Source organism: Nocardia jiangxiensis NBRC 101359, assembly GCF_000308615.1.
Lineage (GTDB): Bacteria > Actinomycetota > Actinomycetes > Mycobacteriales > Mycobacteriaceae > Nocardia > Nocardia jiangxiensis.
Window position 1 is genome coordinate 1 of the sequence record NZ_BAGB01000156.1, and the last position, 19,061, is coordinate 19,061.

Below are 19,061 nucleotides of genomic sequence, written 5' to 3' on the forward strand. Positions count from 1 at the left end.
CGGTTAGGACAGACAATCTTGTCCGAGGAGGGGGTGAGGGCGGTCAGAGACCGACGGCTGCCGACGGGAACGGCGACGACGGTGCGGATCGCCCCGAGCAGGCGGGTTATTCGACAGGCCTCGCGGCAGCAGTCTGGCCAGCTGCCGACCCGCGTCCTTGCGATCAATGAACGGCGACACCGTCACCTCTCAGCCATGACGCACGCGGCCCGCCGCGTGCTGGGGTGGTACGGCACGGTCTGTCTGCTCACCGGAGTCCATCGTCGACCAGCGGCCCGCCGCGTGCCGCATGCGCTGAGCGGCGACGAGCGGTTCGGTGTCGGCGGGGATGATCAGCAGGGCCAAGCTGGCGCCCTCGGTTCCGAACGGTGGCATGGTGTCGAGCGGCTGGTCCAGTGCCGGGCCGTGCACGGCCACTCCGTCGTCCTCATCGATCCGGCGTTGCATGAGACTTCTTGCGTTCCAAGCGAATCCCACCCGAGCCAAGCGGCCGAGCCGAGGGGTGAGAACGTTGATCAGGTCATGCAACTCGCTGGTGAGATTAGCGGTTCGGGGCCACCAGGCTCCATCGACCAGTCCGGATCCGGCATCGGGACGGCGTAACAGGACACGTGGTGTGCACGTCGGGGACGGGAACGGCTGCCGATTACAGCGAGTCGACGCTGTTTCGCCCATGGCGATGTGGTTGGTGATCGGAAGTGTCGCGCTGTCGTCGATCATGATCGACCCGCTTCCCGTGCACCCGACGCCGCTGCCGGCGCCGCGTTCGCCACGCTGCCGCCGGTGGTGGAGGGGATGACCTGCAGCACGACGACGATGCCGTGCACACCGCAGACGTACATCGTGTTGAACAGCTCGAAACGATAGGGGTCCAAGCGGATTCGATGACTGCCGAGCTGGAGGTGCCGAGCAGACCGCCACAGGCTGATCCGCCGTCACGGAGATTCCTCGGTACAGGCGATTTTGTGCCAAATGCACCGTGGTGCAAGCCAGTTCGGGCACGCCGATGTTCGAAGTCCCCTTCACTCGCGCCCGGAAGCCGCGTGTCAACTCTGCAGGCGACTTCGATAACCGACAGCCATCGTGCGCTGATCGAAGACGATCCCCGACCGGCGGCGGTCCGCCTTGCGACCGGCAATTCTCCGTGCTGGCCGGACGGCACTTGCGTTGTGCCGCAACAGCAATGACATTCACGGGGACGTGGCATGGGCGTGTCGAAATCGGCCGGCGAGGCGGAGCCGACGCCTGCGGCAGACCCGCGTACATCGGCGGCCGGTCAGGAACTGACCGCTGAACTCCAACGGCTGTAAAGCGCATCGGGAACGAGTTTCCCACACCGGAACGTCCGCGCTCGATGTTCGTGGGAACGGAAACGCCACACTAGACCCGACGAGCGCCGGAGACGCGGCCGGACGCATCGGCCCGGCCGCTGCGAGCAATCGCGCTGTGGCCCCAGGCCGGCATCGCCGCCGCGGCCCTGCGGCAGCCGTGATACCGGTCGAGGCTGTTGGCGAACCGCTTCGAATTCGGAGCTGGACTTCATGCATCCGCCCGATAGAATCCTGACGGGAAATCATGTGGGATCTATTACACGCATGGCGTGAATGGCTCGCGGGCCGTGACGCCAGCCAACTGCGAATTTTCGGAATCACGGTGCTGTGGTGGGGACGGGCGGGCAAGACACTCGAGTTCCTGGGTGGGCTCACCGTCGTGATCGACCTGCTGGGACATGCGAGGATGGAAGTCTTCCACGCTCATCTGCGCACCAGGCGCATCCGCCTCGTCGCAGTCCTGCGGCGTCCGCGGACCTCACGCCGCCGCTCAGGCCGGCCGTCGTACTCGAGTCTCATCCGCCCACCCGGCCTCCGCGTTTTCCACTACGCAGGTGGCCTCGGCGTATTTGCGGGTTTCCTGGCGCGAATGGGATGGCACACAGTTGACGGTTCGATCGCGAAAACGCTGGTGCTGATCCTGTCGTTCGCCGTGTGCGCCCCCGTTTTCGGAATTCCTCTGGGTGAGGGCCTGTATTTCACTTCTTTGCAGCTGCTGACGGGACTGGTGAGGGCCGCGATCCGCCTGCTCGGATCCGGCAGACATCCGGCGACCACGAAACTGGCGGCACTGGTTATGGCGCTGAGAGATTGCCGCAGCCAGTTACGCGCGCGATGGCGAGGCGAACAGACTCCCGGGCCGCAACGTCCCCCGCCGCCCCCAGCGCCGGATCCGCCAGGTCTACGAGTGTTTTTCATAATTGGTGCCAGCGTGTCGGCCCTGGCCCTGTTCGCCGCCAGCCACTACCAGGACGCCAAGCCCGGCGAAGGCACGACACCATTGTTCGTTGTCCTGATCACCTGCGCCGTCGGCGCTGTCCTCGGCGGACTGTTCTTGGGTTTCGGCGGATATCTGGCGGGCGTGCTGTTGCTCGAAGGGCTGGTGGTGACCACGCTTGGGCAGTTGAAAACCCGCGAGGGGCTGGAGTCGCGGTTGAAATGGATCGGTCTGGTTCTGTTCGCCGTCGGATTCTCGGCGGACCTGCTGTCCTCATAAACAGAGGGCAATCGGACAGTCCCCCATTGACCTCTGTTCGTGTTCCTCCACAGAACGATGCGCAGGCTTTGGTGTGCGGTTGTGTGGAGGTTCGGACGTTCGCCGCTATCGGCCCGAGCGTCGGAAAGGATGGTGGGCTCGGAGAGCGCTCAACAGCGGTTGCCCGCCGTGTGCGCATCGACCGGATTGGGACACTGTGGCACCCAACCGACTCAGCCTTCGAACGAGATCAATCCGACTTCGGATGGCCGAATCCTGCTTCGATCGTCAGCGTTCCCCACAAAAACCGCTGGTCGTCGCCGGTCCCATCCTTATTGTGCCCCGCCGGGGGCACCGACCTGCGACAGGCTTTGCGCAGGTCAACGCGATTGGCCACGTCGCAGGCCCAAAACAGCTTCGGCGTTTCCCCAGGTCACATGTCGCAGGTTCGTGCCCTCCCGGGGCTCCACTGACACCTGACTGCACAACGCTCATACGGGCAGTCAGCGGCATTCGGGCGGGGTGAAGATGGGTGGGGGGGTCAGGTTGCATATGCCGTCCACCGGCCGCACGGAAATGGTATGCCCCTCGGCAGGGGCGCCGAGCAGTGCGACGAAGGATACGGCCAGAGCCCCGAGTACCACGGTGGCCCGCCGGGAACTTTTGAAATTATTCACGACATGATATTCCGAGCCCACTCACCGACCGGTCAAGACCGCTTTGTTCAATTCGCAGGTCCGGCAGGTCGATTCGATGTCCGGACCGGAAATGCCACACACGGACGGGCAGACTTCTCGAAATCCAGAGAGTTTCGAATACCATCCATCCACACTCGAATCAATTGCGCCGACCGTCGCACCGAACGTTCGCGCGGTAATCAATCACCGGCCGAAGACCAGGCTGCTACATCCCGAGCAACGGACTGTCCGGAATAGCGCTGGCGTTACCGCATGCCTGAACAACAGCCGCAGTCTCAATCCTGATCATTCCATCGGTTGTCGTATGGCGACGAAAAAAGAAGTAACCGTCCGGCAATCGAGAGTTAGCGGTTGGACCGCGGATTCCAGGAGAGAATCCGTGCTCGAGCAATCCGAGTCGTCCCGGAAACGTGGCATGAATGTCGGAAAATCGCGCGAGGCGACTGTCAAATACGTTCCGGCGCAACGATTCCCAGCAACTCGAGCCCTGCGGCGAGGGTATCTCCGGTCAGTTGGCACAGCGCGATCCGGTTGCCGCGCACGCGGGGATCGTCGGCTTTCAGTACCGGGCATGCCTCGTAGAACGCGGTGAAGGTTTGGGCGAGGGCGAACAGGTAGCCGGCCAGGCGGTGCGGTTCGAGGGAGTCGGCCGCGTCGGTGATCGCCTTGCCGAACTCGTCCAGCAGCAGGCCCAGCGCCCGTTCGGCGGATTCGAGCGTCAGTTCGGTATCCACGACCGGGTCGGTGCCGGGCGGGACGTTACGCAGGATCGACCGGATGCGTGCGTGCGCGTATTGCAGGTAGACGCCGGTGTTGCCGGTGAAGTTGACCATGCGGTCGACATCGAAGACGTAGTCCTTGATCCGCGATCCGGACAGGTCCGCGTATTTCACCGAACCGATACCGGCCGCTTCGGCGACCCGGTCGAAGGTCTGCGCGTCCAGATCGGGCGCCTTCTCGGCGAGGATCTCCCGTGCCCGTGTCACGGCCGAGTCCAGCAGTTCGGTCAGCGGAATGGTGGAGCCGGAGCGGGTCTTGAACGGTTTGCCGTCCGCGCCCTGGACCGTCCCGTACGGTACGTGGATCGCCTGCACGTCCGCGGTGAGCCAGCCCGCGCGACGGGCGGTGGCGAACACCATCTGGAAGTGCTGGGCTTGCCGCGCATCGGTCACGTACAGCAGCCTGGTCGCTGCCAGCTTGCGGATCCGGTACCGGATCGTCGCCAGATCGGTTGCGGCATAACCGTACCCGCCGTCGCTCTTGCGCACGATCAACGGTGTCGGGGTGCCGTCCGGGCCGGTGAACTCGTCGAAGAACACGCACAGCGCGCCGTCGCTCTCCACCGCGATCCCGGCGTCGGCCAGTTCCGCGGTCACCTCGTCCAGATATGCGTTGTAAGTGGACTCACCGGCCGCGTCCTGCGGGGTCAGCAACACCCCGAGCCGGTCGTAGAGGGCCTGGAACGAGTGCTGGGATTCGGTGACCAGATCGGTCCATACCCGCAACGTGGCCTCGTCGCCGCCCTGCAGTGCCACCACCCGCGCCCGCGCCCGGTTCGCGAAGCCGGGATCGGCGTCGAACTTCTCCCGCGCGGCCCGATAGAGCCGGTCCAATGCCTCGATCGGCGCGTCGGCGTTTCCGGTCAGATCGTCGCGGTGCCATTTCGCTTCGGGATGTTCATCGAGGTACTGGATCAGCATCCCGAACTGGGTACCCCAGTCGCCGTAATGGATCTGCCGGATGACCTCGGCGCCGAGGAACCCCAGCAAGCGGGCGAGCGCGTCACCGATGATCGTGGTCCGCAGATGCCCGACATGCATCTGCTTGGCGATATTCGGCGAGGAATAGTCGATCACCACCCGCTCCCCGGCGAGCGGCGTATCCACCCCCAGCCGGTCCGCCGCACGGCGCGCGGCCAGCTGCGACCACACAGACGATCCGGTGACCGAAATATTGATGAACCCCGGCCCCGACAACGCCGTGTCCGCGATCAGCTCATCCCCCAACCGCGCATCGATCGCGGCGCCGACCTCGCGGGGGGCACGCCCGACCTTCTTGGCCGACGACAACGCCACATTGGACTGGAAATCGGCATGATCAGAGCGACGCACCAGCGGGTCGGCGTCCGCCACCTCGGCCGGCAGCGCAGCGGCCATCGCCCGCGATACCGCACCGGCAACCGCAACCATCAAGGGGCGCACCGAATCCCGCACTCGCCTCATCCTCTCCTGCGAACCCACCCAAGGCACACGACCATTCGCAAGCCTACGCAACCCCCCGGACCGAGAGTCGATGCCCCTGGCGCACGCCCCGGACATCCCGCATCGACCTACACGACGTATTACACACGGCGCGTTCGCATTCGGCAGAGATTCATGCGGTTTCCCGCACCACCCGCTCGGCCAGGCTTCGGTAGATCGCCACGAAGGCTTCCATGGTCGGGATATGCTCACGCAAATTCGAGCACGTTGCGGCGCCGCCGCGACCGGATACCGCATCGATGAATTCCTCGAATACCCGCGTCTTTCCCGGCCCCAAGGAGCCCTCGGAGCCACTGCAGCTCTCCAGTTCCTGGAGAGTCAGCTTCTCGTAGGGTTCTCCCGGGAGGAAGTGGGTGTTGCGAAAGATGTGCAATTCGCAATGACGTGGTCCGCCCGGCTCGTACGCGTCCACATCATCGAAGAGACTGCCGCCCTGCCATGACAGCACCTTCAATGCTTGGAACGGCCCCTGCTGCAGAAGAAAGGTCTCCTGGCCGTTGCGCCCGTTTCCCCAGTACAGGTTGCGACCCGCGGTATCCGGCCAACCACGACTCGAAAAGCTGGAGTGCAACAAGTGCAGCCCGATGGTTGCCTTGATCGAACCTGCCTCTTCGCGCCGAAGAAAGGCATGCAGGTCGTATTCCCCCCAGGCTTCGGTGGGGATGGTCGGAACCGCAACCAGCCGTTCTTCGATATCGGGGCCGAACAGCCGTACCAGAACATCCGGGGGCACTTGGGCGGCGAAGTCCGGTGGCCGGATCGCGGTCGCCTCCGACCGGAACTCCGGATCCCAGCCGTTGACGGACAGCCACCAGCAGATGACATCGAGGACGTGGTACCCGGATTGAGCGAGAACGCCGTAGCCGCGAAACATCGGATGGTATGTCTGGCTTGCCATCTCGTCCGGCAACCGCCATTCCCCATCCGAGTGCTCGGCCACGATCGACGTAATATCGCAACCGGTTGCGAGGAACGCATCCCTGACCAGGGAACGAACCTTCGAGAAGAGGGCATTGGCCCGCCGGTGCGCCATCACGGCGGCTACCGCATGCGGGTGGTCCCGCTGGTACTCGGTCAGTGCCGTGTCGAGCCGCCGAACGTCTCGCGCCAGCGCGTCGACCGCCGGAATCGAGGTCGAGACCCCCGGCCTGACCATGACCGGCTTGTCCACCAGGACCGACAATCCCTCGGCGAGAGCCCACATCAGATATTCGGCGTGCGCCTCGGGTTCGGTGGAGATGATCACCGCATCGATGGCGAGTTCACGGGCGAGTGAACTCAGTAGCCGTGTGCCTTCGTCACCGGGGAACGGTCCGCGACCACGAAGGAAGAAGTGGCGCAGGTCGCCGCTCCACCCATGGCGTGCCGTGCGCTTGCTAACGGCTTCCACCGCAGTCTCCAGGTCCACAACGGCGATCAGGTCGGCCTTTCCCTCGTCCGCCATCCTGCGTAGCGCTGGTAGATAAAATCTCTCCGAATGCTCACCGGCGCCGATGAGCATGATCCTTACCGACACCGCGCGTGACATCCTTTCCCAGCGAAAGCCTCGATCGAGGTGGCGGCGGCGTCGATATCGCTGACCTCGGGCCGCGGGCCCGCCGTCAGGTCCGCGAGCATCGCCGCCCGAATCCACGACAGTGCGCCCTCCACACGCCACCAATCCGCTCCGAGCGCACGTTCACATCGCGCCTCGAGCTCGACAGCATCCAGGAGGGCGCGGACCCGCTCGTAGTTCCGTTCGCCGTGCTGTATGTCGAGAGCGAAATCGATCGGTGGCGGCCGCACATCGAGGTGTTCTCGGAATACCGCCGCACAGCTGTCACTCAGTACCGTCGCCGAATCGTTTGCCGCGTCGACGCTCAATGCGTAGAGCGCGCGAGTCGCGTAGGTCCTGGTCTCGACGAGTGAACGCAGATCCCGGCCGCCATCGATATCGAAACCTGCGTCCCCGCAGGCCGCTGCCCGGTCCGGAATCACTTCCAGCAGATGCGACCAGGACTCCGCGATGACCGAGTCGGGAAAATAGTCGGCCACGGACGGGTTTTTCCGTTCACCGAGGACGAAGGTTTGAAGCGCGTGCCCGGTCTCGTGAAAAAGGTCTCGGCAAAGGGTCGACCGGGATTGTGAGCCCAGCAGGATGATTACCGGTCCGGGCAGATCGAGCACAATGGAACTGGATCCGAATCCCGGCCGGAAGACGATGACCGCTCCGATCGCGGACAGTACTCGGCCGACCGGCACGCCACAGATCGGCAGATCGGTCGCTCGCGCGACGTCCCCGGCATCGATTCGTCCGGCCCCGCCGAAACGCACACAGTCGAGCAGATCACCGAGCCTTTCGACGCGTCGCTCGCCCCGCCATGCAGCCAGTGCCGCGAGGTACTTCGTTCGCGTCTGCTCCAGGTAGGCGCCGAGGAAGCGGCGGGCGGCGGCCCGATCGCGGGATTGCCCAGACCACCGTGCTCGTCCGGCATCCATGAGCCGAACCCATTCTCGCGTGTAACCGAGCAGGCCAGCTTCGCCACCGCGGTTCGAGAAGCAATCGAACAGGCAGTCGTCGTATTCGGTTCCGCGCACACAGTCCCTGGCCTTGATCGCCGAGGTACGAGCCTCGCCGGGTGAGATACCGAGAACTTCGTCCTTCGTCTGCATCCAGGCATCCGCGGTCGCCGCGCGCTGGGTGAGTGCCCTCGACACAGCGACTTCGCGGGCGTATCTGTGCACCCGCTCGCTTCCGAATCCGGAATAGTTCCGGATTATCTCGTGCGGATCGAATTCGGGTTCGGTCACACCGATTCCATCGGGCTTCAGTCGTGCCGGCACTCCTGCTGCCACCGCATCATTCCAGGCCAGGAAGTCGCGGTGCCTCTTCAGCCGTGCGCCGATCGCACCGCCGGATATTCCGTACGGAATGTCGGCCATTTATACGTCACCATCGTAATCGTATATATAGTCGCCCGTTTCCTTGTAGAAGCGGCGCTGCGTATTTTCCCAGGCATCCAGCAGATTCTGCCGATCTCCCTCGCCCCTGATACCGAAGTACGGGAAGTGATGGAAATAGTAACCGAATATGTGATTACAGTCCTCGATGTATCGCTGAGTATCGAGAATATGACCGTGCCAGAACTCGTCCATATCCATATGGGGTGGCATGAGCTCGTCTTCGTACTTGCGGCGGAGAAACAGCCACGTCCGATACATGGGCTCGAAATAATCCGCCATCCCATGCGACCAGCCACGCCCTCCCTCGTGCGACGGCTGGGTCAGACCTGCTTTGATGCCGGACAGATCGATTGCGTCGATGTAAGCTCTGACCTCGCGGAGCCCCTCGATTCGCGCTTCGTGTAGTTCGTGCTTCGGCGCCAGACGCCGGGGAACCGCCGAGTTGATCATCGATATTCCTCATCTGATTCGCATGCGAATGCCGGAGGCGCCGAGACGGCGCCTCCGGCATTGATCGACTACACCGGAGTGGTTCCGACGCAGTCACAGCGCATGACACGCGTCGACGGGCGACGGGTGACGGCCTCGGCCGTCTTCGTGTTCGCGACTTCCACGATCTGGACGACGGCCGCATCCTCACTGGCGACGTCGGACTTGGAAAGCTTCATGATTTCCCTCCCTTCGTAATTCGATGAACTTGCCTACGAATCAAACGTAGCACCGAATTACGTTGTCCCACAACATAATTAGACCCGATCCGGCAGCTGTGATCGCCGTGCGATCGGCGTGTGATCGCTCATTTCGAACCGCACTCGAACCTTCGACCACAGCGGCGTTCGGCAAGGCTCGGCCGTGCACTCGCGCACTACTTCCCCCTGACTGTGCGACGTATCGCATACAGTGTGGGTAGGTGCGTGAAGGCCAAGTGCCAGAAGGAGACTCGCAACGTCGCATAATTCGCGACATGAAGGAGCAGTCCCGAGACGGACACCACTCGGAGCCCGGTCGGCCCCGACACGCTGATCGGTAACGCCACCAGTTCGAAGGCCAGAACCAGCCGTGCGAGCACCACCGGATCGGCCAGTGCTGCCCACTCCGATACGCGATTCCACCGATACAGCGACAGCGCGTTGTCGATCACGTCGCCGGTCCGGAGCCAGGATTGCCTGCCGTGTCGCAGTTTCGCTATCGCGGATGCGAGATAGATCGTCGACGCCAGATACGCGAGTACGGGGACCCGACCCACACCATCGGCGCGCTCACCGGGCCCGGCGGTTTTCGAGGCACGCAGGCAGAGTGCGAACAGATACAAGTGCTCGGTGTAGGGGGCAAAGCCCTCGAGACGGCTCGCGGTGAGCCACTCCGCGACGAGAGTCAGCGCGATCGACCGTGCGCTGACGCGGCGAGTGCGCACGCAATCCCACGCCGCCGAGGCCACACCCAACCTCTTGAACAGCCGATAGGCGGTCGCATCGCGGGTGCCGGCCATCGGGCGACACAGGGCGGGTTCGTCGAATACCCAGGGCGCTGGCAGGCTCGACGCGCGCGTGAACAAGGCTGCTGCGGCCGCTAGATTCGCCGCCTTCTCGTAGCGTTCGCGATCGAAGCTCGGCCCGACCCGCATCAGCGCCTCCGCGCCAGAGTCACTGTGCACCGCTCGTGCCGGATTGCCGCCACCGTATCGAAGTCGGCCTGGTCGAGAATGTGAACACATACTTCGTTCGCCGTCCGCAATGGGATGTCCGTCGGACCCCAGACCTGGTCGAACCCTCGCCATCCCCGTTGCTGCGCCCGTATCGCGGCCAGCGCGAGCTCCCGCACGGCGACCTCTCCCATGGCCGCGGCTGTCCGGACGATGGATGTCGAACGGGCAGCTTCGAAAGGCAACAGATTGGCGGGAGAAACGGCGACCGGCGCGTCACCGATTCCGTGGAACACCATCACGGTTCGCGGCCGAGACCTGCCGACCTCGTATGCGAACATGTCGTAGTGCCGTGCCGGGATTCTGGACTGTGGGTATATCGCCTTCGCAACCGTCAGCAGCAGAAATAATCCGGTTCCGAACTCCACCCACTCGCTACGAGACGTGCGGGGGCCAGGAAATCCGTAACGAAAACGCCGCACTCTTCACCCCTCCCTGATCCGGTTTCAACCATTGGTCTCGACGCTCTCCAGCCCACGCTCGACACCGGTACGGTCCGCTCGTGCCATCCGGCGGTATTCGACAACTATATAGATCACGACCCCGGCACCGATGGCAGTCGTGATCTTCACCGCATCGAGTCGAATGAACGAGCTGTCCACCCAGACAAAGGAGTTCGCGGCCGCCACGAGTAACCCGCCGAGTGCGATATTGATCTGCATTGCGCTCGACGAGACGATGTCGACCAATGTGAAAGTCCTGACCCGATGCTCCGGGAGCACGGTATCCAACTCGATGGTCTTCGTTGCTATGGCGAATGCAGATTTGGATATCTGGAAGACGACGACGAGCAACGAGAACAGCACTATTGCCGGAATTGTGGTACCGATCCTCGGGAGAAATGTCCAGAGGATCATTTCGGCACACAGTCCACCGCCGACTGCGACCAGAGCACGGTTCGCCCCGACAGTCGAGATGAGCCGACCTGCTATCGGCAGGCACAACAGCGAAGCGCCGACACGCAAGGTCAGCACCGCGCCGACCACGGTGCTGGGCACCCGCAGGACGGTCGTCGCGTATATCGCCAACAGCGGTACACCGATCTGGAACTGCACAGCCTGAGCCAGCAGGATGACCCGATAGTCACGTTCGGCCGCGATGTCGCGCCAGCCGACTCGGGGACCGGATTCCCTGGTCCGCGGCCCGACGCGGGGATCGGGCAGTCGGCGAAAAACCAGTATCGACGCGATGGCGTACAGCACACAGTAGATGAGGACAATTCGATAGAAGGTCTCGGTGACCTTGCCGCCGAACATGGTGGTCTGCACAATGAACGCAATCATCGCGGTGCCCTGTGAGGCGAACCCGGATATCGAAATGTACAAAGGTCGAGTCCTGGTCTCGGTGAACTCCGCGGCCCAGGCGCCCCACGCCGCCCCGAAGGAAATCGATATCGCAATCTCGGCCAGCGTCGCACCGGTAACCACACAGACCGCGCCGCCGGTCCGGGATATAGATACCACCTGACCGGCGACGAACATCAGCAGCAATGCGGGCAGGAACAGCGCGGCGCCGACGATCATCATCCACCGATGCCCGATCCTGTCGATGATCCGCGGGGCGAGGAACTGCAGCGGAATACTGGCGATCATCGCCAGCGCGACGACGGTTATCAGGCCGGAGCTGTACCCGAGCGTCTGTGTGACGTACAGCTGAAATATATCGGCCGACATTCCGCCCGTTGCGTAACTGAATACAATCAGGCCGGAAGCCGGTACAAGCGATTGTTTGGATGCCGTTCCCAACTCGGACAGACCGGCAGATGGCGAACTCAGGAAGACCAACTCCTCGTTCTCGCCGGCACGCGTTCGGAGAGGCCGTGCACCAGCCCCCGCTCGGAGTTGCCCGCCTTCCACGCAACCTGCCGAGCGAGCGCATCGTCTCCCGACGCAATCGCCGCTTCGGTGAGTTCCCGATCGATTCTGGCACGGGTTTCGATAATCGCCCGGGTGTGGCTGTTCACGAGCAGTGGTCCGCCGTACAACCGCAGCGCTGTGTGCACATCACCGATATGTAGTGCTTCGAGAAGTTCGACGGCGTCGACGGTCACCTCCGTGACGAGGTGGTAGCTCGTTCGGAACGAAATGAACTCGGTATCGATGCCCAGCTGCCTGGCGCGATACGCGAGAGTCGGGATCGCGGATTTGGACGCCTGGCCGGAACAGAGATTTCCGACCAGCGACGAGGCCCGGCATTCCCCTCCGTTGAATACGAGTGCCAGCACGAACTCCAACGTTCTGGTGGACGTGACCCTCCTGCCGTTCACCAGCTGATCGCCGAGAACAACGAGGCGGCAACCGGATCGGGCAACCGGCTCACCGGCCTCCCGGTCCACGCGCATGCCGTCGCGACGGAGGCCGAACTCGTTCAGTGCAACACCGGACGGCAAAACACCTTGCATCAGAGCACTCCCCGCCTACCGAATCGGCCCATTCCGGAACCGATCGAATCCATGCCCCGAACAGTAGGTAGACGGTCGATTCACGGCAACTGACAGTGCGACATCGATGGTGTTTGCCGAGATCAGCCCAACTGGCGGAGTGTCCGGTCCGAACATGGGGGTCACTCGGCCATCGCCGGCTCGACTGCCGCGAGGGCGTCGGTCCGTTCACCGCGGCCGGCAGCTTCCGCCCGCCGCAGCGCAGATTTCAACGCGGGCGCACGCGCGGCCCGCAACTCGGCAACCTCCTCCACATACCGCCAGGCAGTGGTCGCCGACACCGCGAATCCGGCGCGGCAACGGCAGCGCGGCACGGTAGAAAAGCATTCGAAGCCCTTGCGTTACAGCGGTTTCGGTCGACAGCTGTACCACTGGGGGCTTCACCCATCTCTACAGCGACGTGCTAAGTTCACGACATCTGAAATATGAGATGGGGTATGAGGTGACACAGGCGGGGGAATCGCAGCACGACCCACAACTGCCCATCCTTATCTCCAGGCTCTGGCGATCGGAACTGGCCACAGGCGGGATCATCCACGAACGAACCCGCCCCTACCGATCCGAAACCGAACGCCGCGCCGCCTGCACCGACCGGCTCCACACCTACAATCACCACCGCGGCCACACTGCCCTCGGCGGACACCCACCAGCCAGCCGCGCCCCCAACCTCTCAGGTCAGTGCCCTTAGCCGTGGGACGTACCCGCGGAGCTGATTTCCCCTGCCGCCTGTTGGAGGGCGTCGGCCGCGCGGGCGAAGTAGTCGAACAGGAACTCGCGCTGTTCGGGTGAATACCCGCCGATGATCTCGCCGATCTTCCGACGGGCCGGCGCGAGCACTGTGTCGAGGTCCGCGGGCTGGGCGATCGGTTCGACGATGACCTTGCGGCGGTCGCCGGGATCGGTGGCGCGGCGCACATAACCGGCCTGTTCGAGGCGGTCGATGAGTCTGGTGGTGGGTCCGGTGGTGAGGCCCGTGCGGGTGCCGAGTTCGCCGGGTGTCATAGCTCCGCTCAGTTCCAGGATGTTGAGGGCGTACAGGTCGGTGGCGCCCAGTCCGACAGCCTTGGCGCCCGCTTGAGCATGCAGCACAACGGAACTCAGATACCGCCGAAAGACCTGGCCTTCGTTGTCTTCTCGACCTTCTGTTGACACGGTGCACACCGGGGCGACCGGTACGACGGCGAGCGCCCGAGCGAGCTCCGAGACGTTGTGGCACGAACGGAAACCGCGCGGGGTGCATGTCCCGGCCTTGTGCCCGGGTGTCAGGCGCACCGCCTCGCAAACCGCTCACGATGTACCGTCCCGGCTGGTCCAGACACCTCGCGAAGTAGTTGATCGCGCCCGGAAAGCGCTGTCCGACAGGTCCGGTCCGGTCGTGCTCACCAGCCGCGCCAATCAATTGTTCACTGCCGCACTGCGGCTCATTCCACGCGATGCCGCCCTGGCCCTGCTCGCTCACTGAAAGGAAACACCATGAACGCCACCACCGACACCGCCGACATTCGCTCCCTCATCGAGCGCAGCGCCGACGCCTGGAACCGCGGCGACGGCAACGCCTACGGTGAATGCTTCACCGCCGATGCCACCGACGTCACCTATACGGGCACCGTCTACCACGGCGGCGCGGAGATCGGCCGCGGCCACCAGGCACTGTTCGACAGCTTCCTGAAAGACACCCGGCTCACCGTCGAGATCATTGAAATCCGCAGGTACGGAGACGATACCGCGATTGTGGTGACGCGCGGCGAGTCCTCGAAGAAGGCGCCCAAGCTGCTGGGCAAGCTCGCCACCTACACAGTGGTCCGCGATACCGACCGCCAGTGGCGGATCGCGGCGGTGCAGAAGACCCAGCGCAAGCGGCTCATGGAGGCGCTCACCTTCACATTCCAACCCGCCTCCCGACCGGCCGCCCGCTGATGAGCACCATCGCAGTCATCGGGGCCACCGGCCGCGGACCCACCACGCTCTACTCCGACACCACCGCCGCGATCATCACGGTCCTGCCGCCGAGAGCCGTCTGCTCGTCATCTCCTCAGCCGGACTGAGCATTCCCCTCGACGCAGGCTTCATCGCCAGGCTCCTCATCCGACTGCTCCACCGGTGTATACCGATATGCAACGGATGGAACAGCAACTCCTACACTCGGGCAGACCCCGTCGATTCGGCCGAACGCCGCATCAAGTGACGCCACAGCCGCATGTTCGATCACCACTGGATGCACTCACCGGCACTCGGTCCTTCCGGTTGGTCGCCGAGCCGCCGACGACTTCGCCTCACGCCGAGGCGTGGCGCAGCGTCGCCAGCAGGGACGACAGCTGTCGCAGTTGACTGGCGGACAGTGCGCCCAGGATTTCTTTTTCGAGGTCGCGCGCGACGATTCGGGCGTCGGCCAGCGTTCGCCTCCCGGCTTCGGCCAGATGCACCGACCGTTTGCGGCCATCGACGGCATCGGACCGGCGCTCGATGAGGCCGCGCTCCTGCATCCGCGCGAGCATCTCGGTCAGCGTGGCCTTCGTCGTCGCGCTCGCCTCACCGAGCGCCTTCTGGTCGAGTCCATCGTGCGCGTCGAGCGCCTCGAGCACCGCGTACTGCGGCTTGGTCAGTTGTGGCATCCGTTCGTGCCACCGGGCACCGTGGTCTTGCAGGATCACTCGCATCAGGTGAAACGGTGTGTCGTCGAACACGTGACCTCCCCGTTGTAGTTCGTACACGAACAGACTAGCCTGAAGTCGAATAGTTCGTATACGAACAATGGAGGATCTGATGCGGCTCATCGTCGGAATGTCCGGAGCAACGGGTGCACCACTGGGCGTGGCGCTACTGAAGACGCTGCGGGACATGCCGGACGTGGAGACCCATCTGGTGCTCTCCCGCTGGGCGCGCACCACCATCGAACTCGAGACCCCCTACTCCGTGGCCGAGGTGCGGGCACTGGCCGACGTGGTCCACGGCCCCGGTGACCAGGCCGCCTCGATCAGTTCCGGCTCGTTCCGCACCGACGGAATGATCATCATCCCGTGCAGCATGAAGACCCTGGCGGGCATTCGCGCCGGTTACTCCGACAGCCTCGTCGGCCGCGCCGCGGACGTCGTGCTCAAGGAACACCGCCGGCTCGTGCTGGTACCGCGAGAAACCCCCCTCAGCGCCATTCACCTGCAGAACATGACCGCACTGGCCGAACTGGGCGTGCGCATCGTTCCGCCCATGCCGGCGTTCTACAACCACCCGGGCACCGTCGAGGACATCGTCGATCACATCGTCGCGCGAGTCCTCGACCAGTTCGATCTACCCCATCCGCGCGCCCGCCGCTGGGCGGGGATCCATGCTCCCGGCACCGAATTCCCCTCTGCCGCAGTCCATCAGCCCGAATCCGCAACCGATTGGAAAGCCGATGCAATTCGATGATCTCAGGTCGTTCCTCGACGCACTGGACGCAGGCGGTCAACTGCTCCGGATCTCCGACGAAGTGCAAGCAGAGCCGGACCTGGCCGCCGCCGCGAATGCCGCGGGCCGGATCGGCGACACCGCACCCGGCCTCTACTTCGACAACATCGCCGGATTCACCAACGCCAAGGTCGCGCTGAACACGCTCGGCTCCTGGCCCAACCACGCGATCGCACTCGGCATGGACCCGGCGACATCCACCAGGGCCCAGGTTGCCGAATTCATCCGCCGCTGGGACGCGTTCCCGGTCCAGCCGGAACGCCGCGAGGACGCACCGTGGCGAACCAACACCGTCCAGGGCGATGACATCAACATCTTCGACCTCCTGCCGCTGTTCCGGCTCAACGACGGTGACGGAGGCTTCTACCTCGACAAGGCCGCGGTGGTATCCCGCGACCCGGACGAGCGCGACAGCTTCGACAAGCAGAACGTCGGCATCTACCGCATGCAGGTCAAAGGTCCCCGGTACCTCGCGATCCAGCCGGTTCCGGTGCACGACATCGCAATCCATCTCCACGCGGCAGAAGAACGCGGCGAGGACCTTCCGGTCGCCATCACCCTCGGCAACGACCCCATCATCACGTTGATGGCCTCGACACCACTGCGATACGACCAATCCGAATACGAGATGGCCGGTGCAATACGGCAGGCTCCGTACCCCATCGCCACCGCACCCTTGACAGGATTCGATGTCCCCTGGGGATCCGAGGTCGTCATCGAGGGAGTCATCGAGAGCCGGCGCCGGGAACTCGAAGGTCCCTTCGGCGAATTCACCGGACACTACTCCGGCGGGCACAGCATGCCCGTGATCCGGATCGACCGAATCTCCTACCGCACCGATCCGATCTTCGAATCGCTGTACCTCGGCATGCCCTGGACCGAAGTCGACTACCTGATCGGACCCGCCACCTGCGTCCCGCTCCACAAGCAGCTCACTGCGGATTTCCCCGAGGTGCAGGCGGTCAACGCCATGTACACGCACGGGCTCCTCGCCATCATCTCCACCCGCAAGCGCTACGGCGGCTTCGCCAAGGCCGTCGGCATGCGGGCGATGACGACACCACACGGGCTCGGCTACGTCAAGATGGTCATCCTCGTCGACGAGGATGTCGACCCGTTCAACCTGCCGCAGGTCATGTGGGCACTGTCGACCAAGGTCAACGCCGCAGGCGATGTCGTCCGGTTACCCAACCTGTCCGTCGTCGCACTCGACCCCAGCTCCTCACCATCGGGCATCACCGACAAGCTCATCATCGATGCCACCACTCCGGTCACCCCCGACGACCGCGGCCACTTCAGCCAACCTGTCCGCGACCTACCCGAAACAGCAGCATGGATCGACCGCCTCACCACCATGATCGGAGCACAACGGTGAGCACCCCCGCACAATCGCTCTGCCCACGCTGCGCCTCGAATACGATCCGCACCCTCGCCACCAGCCCCGTCCCGGGGATCTGGGAAGTCCGCCAGTGCCAGCCCTGCGGCTTCACCTGGCGCACCACCGAACCCGCGCGACGCACCGACCGCGAGCACTACCCGCGGGCGTTCGTACTGACCGAAGCCGACCTACACGCCGCCCCCGCGGTGCCGCCTGTCCCACCGCTGGTCTCGCGATGAGCACCCCGAAGCCGACACTCATGTGGGAAGCCGCCGCGAACCCGGGCCGGTACGCACAGTTGCTCGCCTGGGTTCGCGCAACCGCTGCCGCCGAACTCGGCGACAGCACCGACATTCGCCTCTACAGCTCCCCCGACGATCGCGTCGTCCTCATCGCCACCTCGAAAAACCATGTGCGACCGCGAATCCGGTCCGAACCGACCGGGCTGACCCGCCGCCCGCCGCACCAGTGGATGTTCCACCGCCACTGAATCGTCACCGCCCAACACAGATGCGGCACCTCCTCCCGCGAACCAGGTCGCGTCCTCACGTCCTCATACGACCGGACGAAACACCGATGACTTTCGCGCTCCGATCACCTCTGTATTGGTAGGAGGTGGTCACCATGACCGAACCGGTCGTTGTCCGAGACCAGGCACGCGGCGAAGCGGCAGGCGGTGTCGCCGCCTACGCCCGGCGCGCGGGAATCGACACCGCCACATTCACCGCGGCACTCGAACCGCTGCTCACCCCGGCCACCGTCGGCGCCGAGATCGCACGGCTGTGCCGGGACACCGGCAACCAGTACCAGCTCACCTGCCACGGACTTCACGCTCCGGCGTGATCAACGAGAAGGAGAAGGACATGCTGCTGGAGAACAAGAACGTGGTTGTCTACGGCGCTGGCGGGGCGGTGGGCGGCGCGGTCGCTCGCGGGTTCGCCCACGAAGGTGCCAGGGTCTTTCTGACCGGGCGCAATCCCGACAACGTCGATACGGTGGCGAAGGAGATCGCCGCCGCGGGAGGATCCGTCGAGACCGCCGTGGTCGACGCCCTGGACGAGAAGTCCGTCGCCGAACATCTCGACGCCGTCGTGGCCGACGCCGGTGGGATCGACGTGTCGTTCAACGCGATCGGTATCTCGCCGCGGGGACTGCAGGGAATCCCGTTCGCCGACCTTCCGGTCGAAAATTTCATGCGACCGGTCACGACGTACGCCCAGGCTCACTTCGTGACCGCGAAATCCGCTGCACGGCACATGATCCCGCGTGAATCGGGAGTGATCATGATGCACACGCCCGAACCGGCCCGGGTGAGTCTGCCGCTGGTCGGCGGTATGAGTGTCGGCTGGGCGGCGATGGAAGCCCTCAATCGGGCGCTGTCCGCCGAATGGGCCCAGCACGGCGTCCGCTCGATCTGCCTGCGCACTACGGGCATGGTCGAGACGCCGGTGATCGACGTCGTGTACGGGCTGCACGCCGACGCGCTGGGCATCGGCAAAGACCAGTTCACCGCCGCCGCCACCGCGATGACCCACCGCAAACGCCCCACCACACTGGCCGAACTCACATCGGTCGCAGTATTTCTCGCCTCCGACCGGGCCTCCGCGATGACCGGAACCGTCGCCAACCTCACTGGCGGGCTCATCGTCGACTGACAACACGCACGCCC

General features: G+C 64.3%; 22 protein-coding genes and 1 pseudogene. 10 read left to right on the top strand and 13 right to left on the bottom strand.

What is annotated here, in order from left to right; all coding sequences use genetic code 11:
- Positions 1-189: 189 nt before the first annotated feature.
- The gene (locus tag ON40_RS36840; RefSeq protein ID WP_063713163.1) at positions 190-720 is read right to left on the bottom strand and encodes a DUF5994 family protein; all 531 of its coding nucleotides are present in this window, start codon (positions 718-720) and stop codon (positions 190-192) included.
- On the bottom strand, positions 717-875 hold the full coding sequence (locus tag ON40_RS52670; RefSeq protein WP_157186662.1) for a hypothetical protein: 159 nt from the start codon (positions 873-875) through the stop codon (positions 717-719). Before ON40_RS52670 ends, ON40_RS36840 begins: the two co-directional genes overlap by 4 nt.
- A gap of 835 nt (positions 876-1,710) precedes the next feature.
- Here ON40_RS52670 and ON40_RS36845 point away from each other — a divergent pair.
- Positions 1,711-2,547 (top strand): hypothetical protein, encoded by an 837-nt coding sequence (locus ON40_RS36845; RefSeq protein ID WP_157186663.1) that lies wholly within the window; start codon positions 1,711-1,713, stop codon positions 2,545-2,547.
- Positions 2,548-3,670: 1,123 nt separating this feature from the next.
- Here ON40_RS36845 and argS read toward each other — a convergent pair.
- The 9 genes from argS to ON40_RS56335 form a co-directional block, all read right to left on the bottom strand.
- The gene (argS, locus tag ON40_RS36855; RefSeq protein WP_051194144.1) at positions 3,671-5,446 is read right to left on the bottom strand and encodes an arginine--tRNA ligase; all 1,776 of its coding nucleotides are present in this window, start codon (positions 5,444-5,446) and stop codon (positions 3,671-3,673) included.
- Positions 5,447-5,597: 151 nt separating this feature from the next.
- Complete coding sequence (locus tag ON40_RS36860; protein WP_157186664.1) at positions 5,598-6,986, bottom strand: Gfo/Idh/MocA family oxidoreductase; 1,389 nt, start codon at positions 6,984-6,986, stop codon at positions 5,598-5,600.
- 5 nt (positions 6,987-6,991) lie between these two features.
- Positions 6,992-8,407 carry a hypothetical protein gene (locus tag ON40_RS36865; RefSeq protein ID WP_040829993.1) on the bottom strand — a complete coding sequence of 472 codons (1,416 nt, stop codon included), beginning with the start codon at positions 8,405-8,407 and terminating at the stop codon, positions 6,992-6,994.
- Positions 8,408-8,878, bottom strand: coding sequence for a glycine-rich domain-containing protein (locus ON40_RS48750; protein ID WP_051194146.1), 471 nt, complete (start codon positions 8,876-8,878; stop codon positions 8,408-8,410).
- 68 nt (positions 8,879-8,946) lie between these two features.
- Positions 8,947-9,096 carry a hypothetical protein gene (locus ON40_RS52675; RefSeq protein WP_157186665.1) on the bottom strand — a complete coding sequence of 50 codons (150 nt, stop codon included), beginning with the start codon at positions 9,094-9,096 and terminating at the stop codon, positions 8,947-8,949.
- A 197-nt stretch (positions 9,097-9,293) separates the two neighbouring features.
- Positions 9,294-10,082, bottom strand: a complete 789-nt coding sequence (locus ON40_RS36875) for a hypothetical protein (protein ID WP_040829994.1) — start codon at positions 10,080-10,082, stop codon at positions 9,294-9,296.
- A 494-nt stretch (positions 10,083-10,576) separates the two neighbouring features.
- Positions 10,577-11,986 (bottom strand): MFS transporter, encoded by a 1,410-nt coding sequence (locus ON40_RS36885; RefSeq protein ID WP_281033097.1) that lies wholly within the window; start codon positions 11,984-11,986, stop codon positions 10,577-10,579.
- Positions 11,902-12,531 carry a hypothetical protein gene (locus ON40_RS36890; RefSeq protein ID WP_040829997.1) on the bottom strand — a complete coding sequence of 210 codons (630 nt, stop codon included), beginning with the start codon at positions 12,529-12,531 and terminating at the stop codon, positions 11,902-11,904. Before ON40_RS36890 ends, ON40_RS36885 begins: the two co-directional genes overlap by 85 nt.
- 161 nt (positions 12,532-12,692) lie before the next feature.
- Positions 12,693-12,851, bottom strand: a complete 159-nt coding sequence (locus tag ON40_RS56335; protein ID WP_157186666.1) for a hypothetical protein — start codon at positions 12,849-12,851, stop codon at positions 12,693-12,695.
- Positions 12,852-13,087: 236 nt separating this feature from the next.
- Between ON40_RS56335 and ON40_RS53530 the strand changes: the two are divergent.
- Positions 13,088-13,258 (top strand): annotated as a pseudogene (locus ON40_RS53530) (IS481 family transposase); the annotation flags it as partial.
- Here ON40_RS53530 and ON40_RS36900 read toward each other — a convergent pair.
- Positions 13,255-13,722, bottom strand: coding sequence for a MarR family winged helix-turn-helix transcriptional regulator (locus ON40_RS36900; protein WP_040830024.1), 468 nt, complete (start codon positions 13,720-13,722; stop codon positions 13,255-13,257). The pseudogene ON40_RS53530 and the gene ON40_RS36900 sit on opposite strands and share 4 nt — an antisense overlap.
- 321 nt (positions 13,723-14,043) lie before the next feature.
- Between ON40_RS36900 and ON40_RS36905 the strand changes: the two genes are divergently transcribed.
- Both ON40_RS36905 and ON40_RS55580 read left to right on the top strand, forming a co-directional pair.
- Positions 14,044-14,487: an SgcJ/EcaC family oxidoreductase gene (locus tag ON40_RS36905; protein ID WP_040829999.1), complete on the top strand. Its 444-nt coding sequence runs from the start codon at positions 14,044-14,046 to the stop codon at positions 14,485-14,487.
- Positions 14,487-14,615 (top strand): hypothetical protein, encoded by a 129-nt coding sequence (locus ON40_RS55580; RefSeq protein ID WP_281033098.1) that lies wholly within the window; start codon positions 14,487-14,489, stop codon positions 14,613-14,615. Before ON40_RS36905 ends, ON40_RS55580 begins: the two co-directional genes overlap by 1 nt.
- A 228-nt stretch (positions 14,616-14,843) precedes the next feature.
- Here the strand turns inward: ON40_RS55580 and ON40_RS36910 are convergent, their stop codons facing one another.
- Positions 14,844-15,254, bottom strand: coding sequence for a MarR family winged helix-turn-helix transcriptional regulator (locus ON40_RS36910; RefSeq protein ID WP_157186667.1), 411 nt, complete (start codon positions 15,252-15,254; stop codon positions 14,844-14,846).
- A 67-nt stretch (positions 15,255-15,321) separates the two neighbouring features.
- Between ON40_RS36910 and ON40_RS36915 the strand changes: the two genes are divergently transcribed.
- The 6 genes from ON40_RS36915 to ON40_RS36940 all read left to right on the top strand — a co-directional run bounded on the left by ON40_RS36915 (position 15,322) and on the right by ON40_RS36940 (position 19,047).
- Entirely contained in the window at positions 15,322-15,975 is a 654-nt protein-coding gene (locus ON40_RS36915) for a non-oxidative hydroxyarylic acid decarboxylases subunit B (RefSeq protein ID WP_505789674.1), read from the top strand.
- The gene (locus ON40_RS36920; protein WP_040830000.1) at positions 15,962-17,389 is read left to right on the top strand and encodes a non-oxidative hydroxyarylic acid decarboxylases subunit C; all 1,428 of its coding nucleotides are present in this window, start codon (positions 15,962-15,964) and stop codon (positions 17,387-17,389) included. The genes ON40_RS36915 and ON40_RS36920 overlap by 14 nt, the downstream gene beginning before the upstream one ends.
- Positions 17,386-17,631 (top strand): non-oxidative hydroxyarylic acid decarboxylases subunit D, encoded by a 246-nt coding sequence (locus ON40_RS36925; protein ID WP_040830001.1) that lies wholly within the window; start codon positions 17,386-17,388, stop codon positions 17,629-17,631. Before ON40_RS36920 ends, ON40_RS36925 begins: the two co-directional genes overlap by 4 nt.
- Entirely contained in the window at positions 17,628-17,882 is a 255-nt protein-coding gene (locus ON40_RS36930; RefSeq protein WP_040830002.1) for a hypothetical protein, read from the top strand. Before ON40_RS36925 ends, ON40_RS36930 begins: the two co-directional genes overlap by 4 nt.
- 134 nt (positions 17,883-18,016) lie before the next feature.
- The gene (locus ON40_RS36935) at positions 18,017-18,235 is read left to right on the top strand and encodes a hypothetical protein (protein WP_174435105.1); all 219 of its coding nucleotides are present in this window, start codon (positions 18,017-18,019) and stop codon (positions 18,233-18,235) included.
- Positions 18,232-19,047 carry an SDR family NAD(P)-dependent oxidoreductase gene (locus ON40_RS36940; protein WP_040830004.1) on the top strand — a complete coding sequence of 272 codons (816 nt, stop codon included), beginning with the start codon at positions 18,232-18,234 and terminating at the stop codon, positions 19,045-19,047. The genes ON40_RS36935 and ON40_RS36940 overlap by 4 nt, the downstream gene beginning before the upstream one ends.
- Positions 19,048-19,061: the final 14 nt, after the last annotated feature.

What these genes read in the sequence shown, in the direction of transcription:
- ON40_RS48750 (WP_051194146.1), bottom strand. Translation starts at nt 8,878, where the DNA reads ATGATCAACTCGGCGGTTCCCCGGCGTCTGGCGCCGAAGCACGAACTA.
- ON40_RS36890 (WP_040829997.1), bottom strand. Translation starts at nt 12,531, where the DNA reads ATGCAAGGTGTTTTGCCGTCCGGTGTTGCACTGAACGAGTTCGGCCTC.
- ON40_RS36930 (WP_040830002.1), top strand. Translation starts at nt 17,628, where the DNA reads ATGAGCACCCCGAAGCCGACACTCATGTGGGAAGCCGCCGCGAACCCG.
- ON40_RS36865 (WP_040829993.1), bottom strand. Translation starts at nt 8,407, where the DNA reads ATGGCCGACATTCCGTACGGAATATCCGGCGGTGCGATCGGCGCACGG.
- ON40_RS52675 (WP_157186665.1), bottom strand. Translation starts at nt 9,096, where the DNA reads ATGAAGCTTTCCAAGTCCGACGTCGCCAGTGAGGATGCGGCCGTCGTC.
- ON40_RS36920 (WP_040830000.1), top strand. Translation starts at nt 15,962, where the DNA reads ATGCAATTCGATGATCTCAGGTCGTTCCTCGACGCACTGGACGCAGGC.
- ON40_RS36915 (WP_505789674.1), top strand. Translation starts at nt 15,322, where the DNA reads ATGGAGGATCTGATGCGGCTCATCGTCGGAATGTCCGGAGCAACGGGT.
- ON40_RS36905 (WP_040829999.1), top strand. Translation starts at nt 14,044, where the DNA reads ATGAACGCCACCACCGACACCGCCGACATTCGCTCCCTCATCGAGCGC.
- ON40_RS36935 (WP_174435105.1), top strand. Translation starts at nt 18,017, where the DNA reads ATGACCGAACCGGTCGTTGTCCGAGACCAGGCACGCGGCGAAGCGGCA.
- ON40_RS36840 (WP_063713163.1), bottom strand. Translation starts at nt 720, where the DNA reads ATGATCGACGACAGCGCGACACTTCCGATCACCAACCACATCGCCATG.
- argS (WP_051194144.1), bottom strand. Translation starts at nt 5,446, where the DNA reads ATGAGGCGAGTGCGGGATTCGGTGCGCCCCTTGATGGTTGCGGTTGCC.
- ON40_RS36860 (WP_157186664.1), bottom strand. Translation starts at nt 6,986, where the DNA reads ATGCTCATCGGCGCCGGTGAGCATTCGGAGAGATTTTATCTACCAGCG.
- ON40_RS55580 (WP_281033098.1), top strand. Translation starts at nt 14,487, where the DNA reads ATGAGCACCATCGCAGTCATCGGGGCCACCGGCCGCGGACCCACCACG.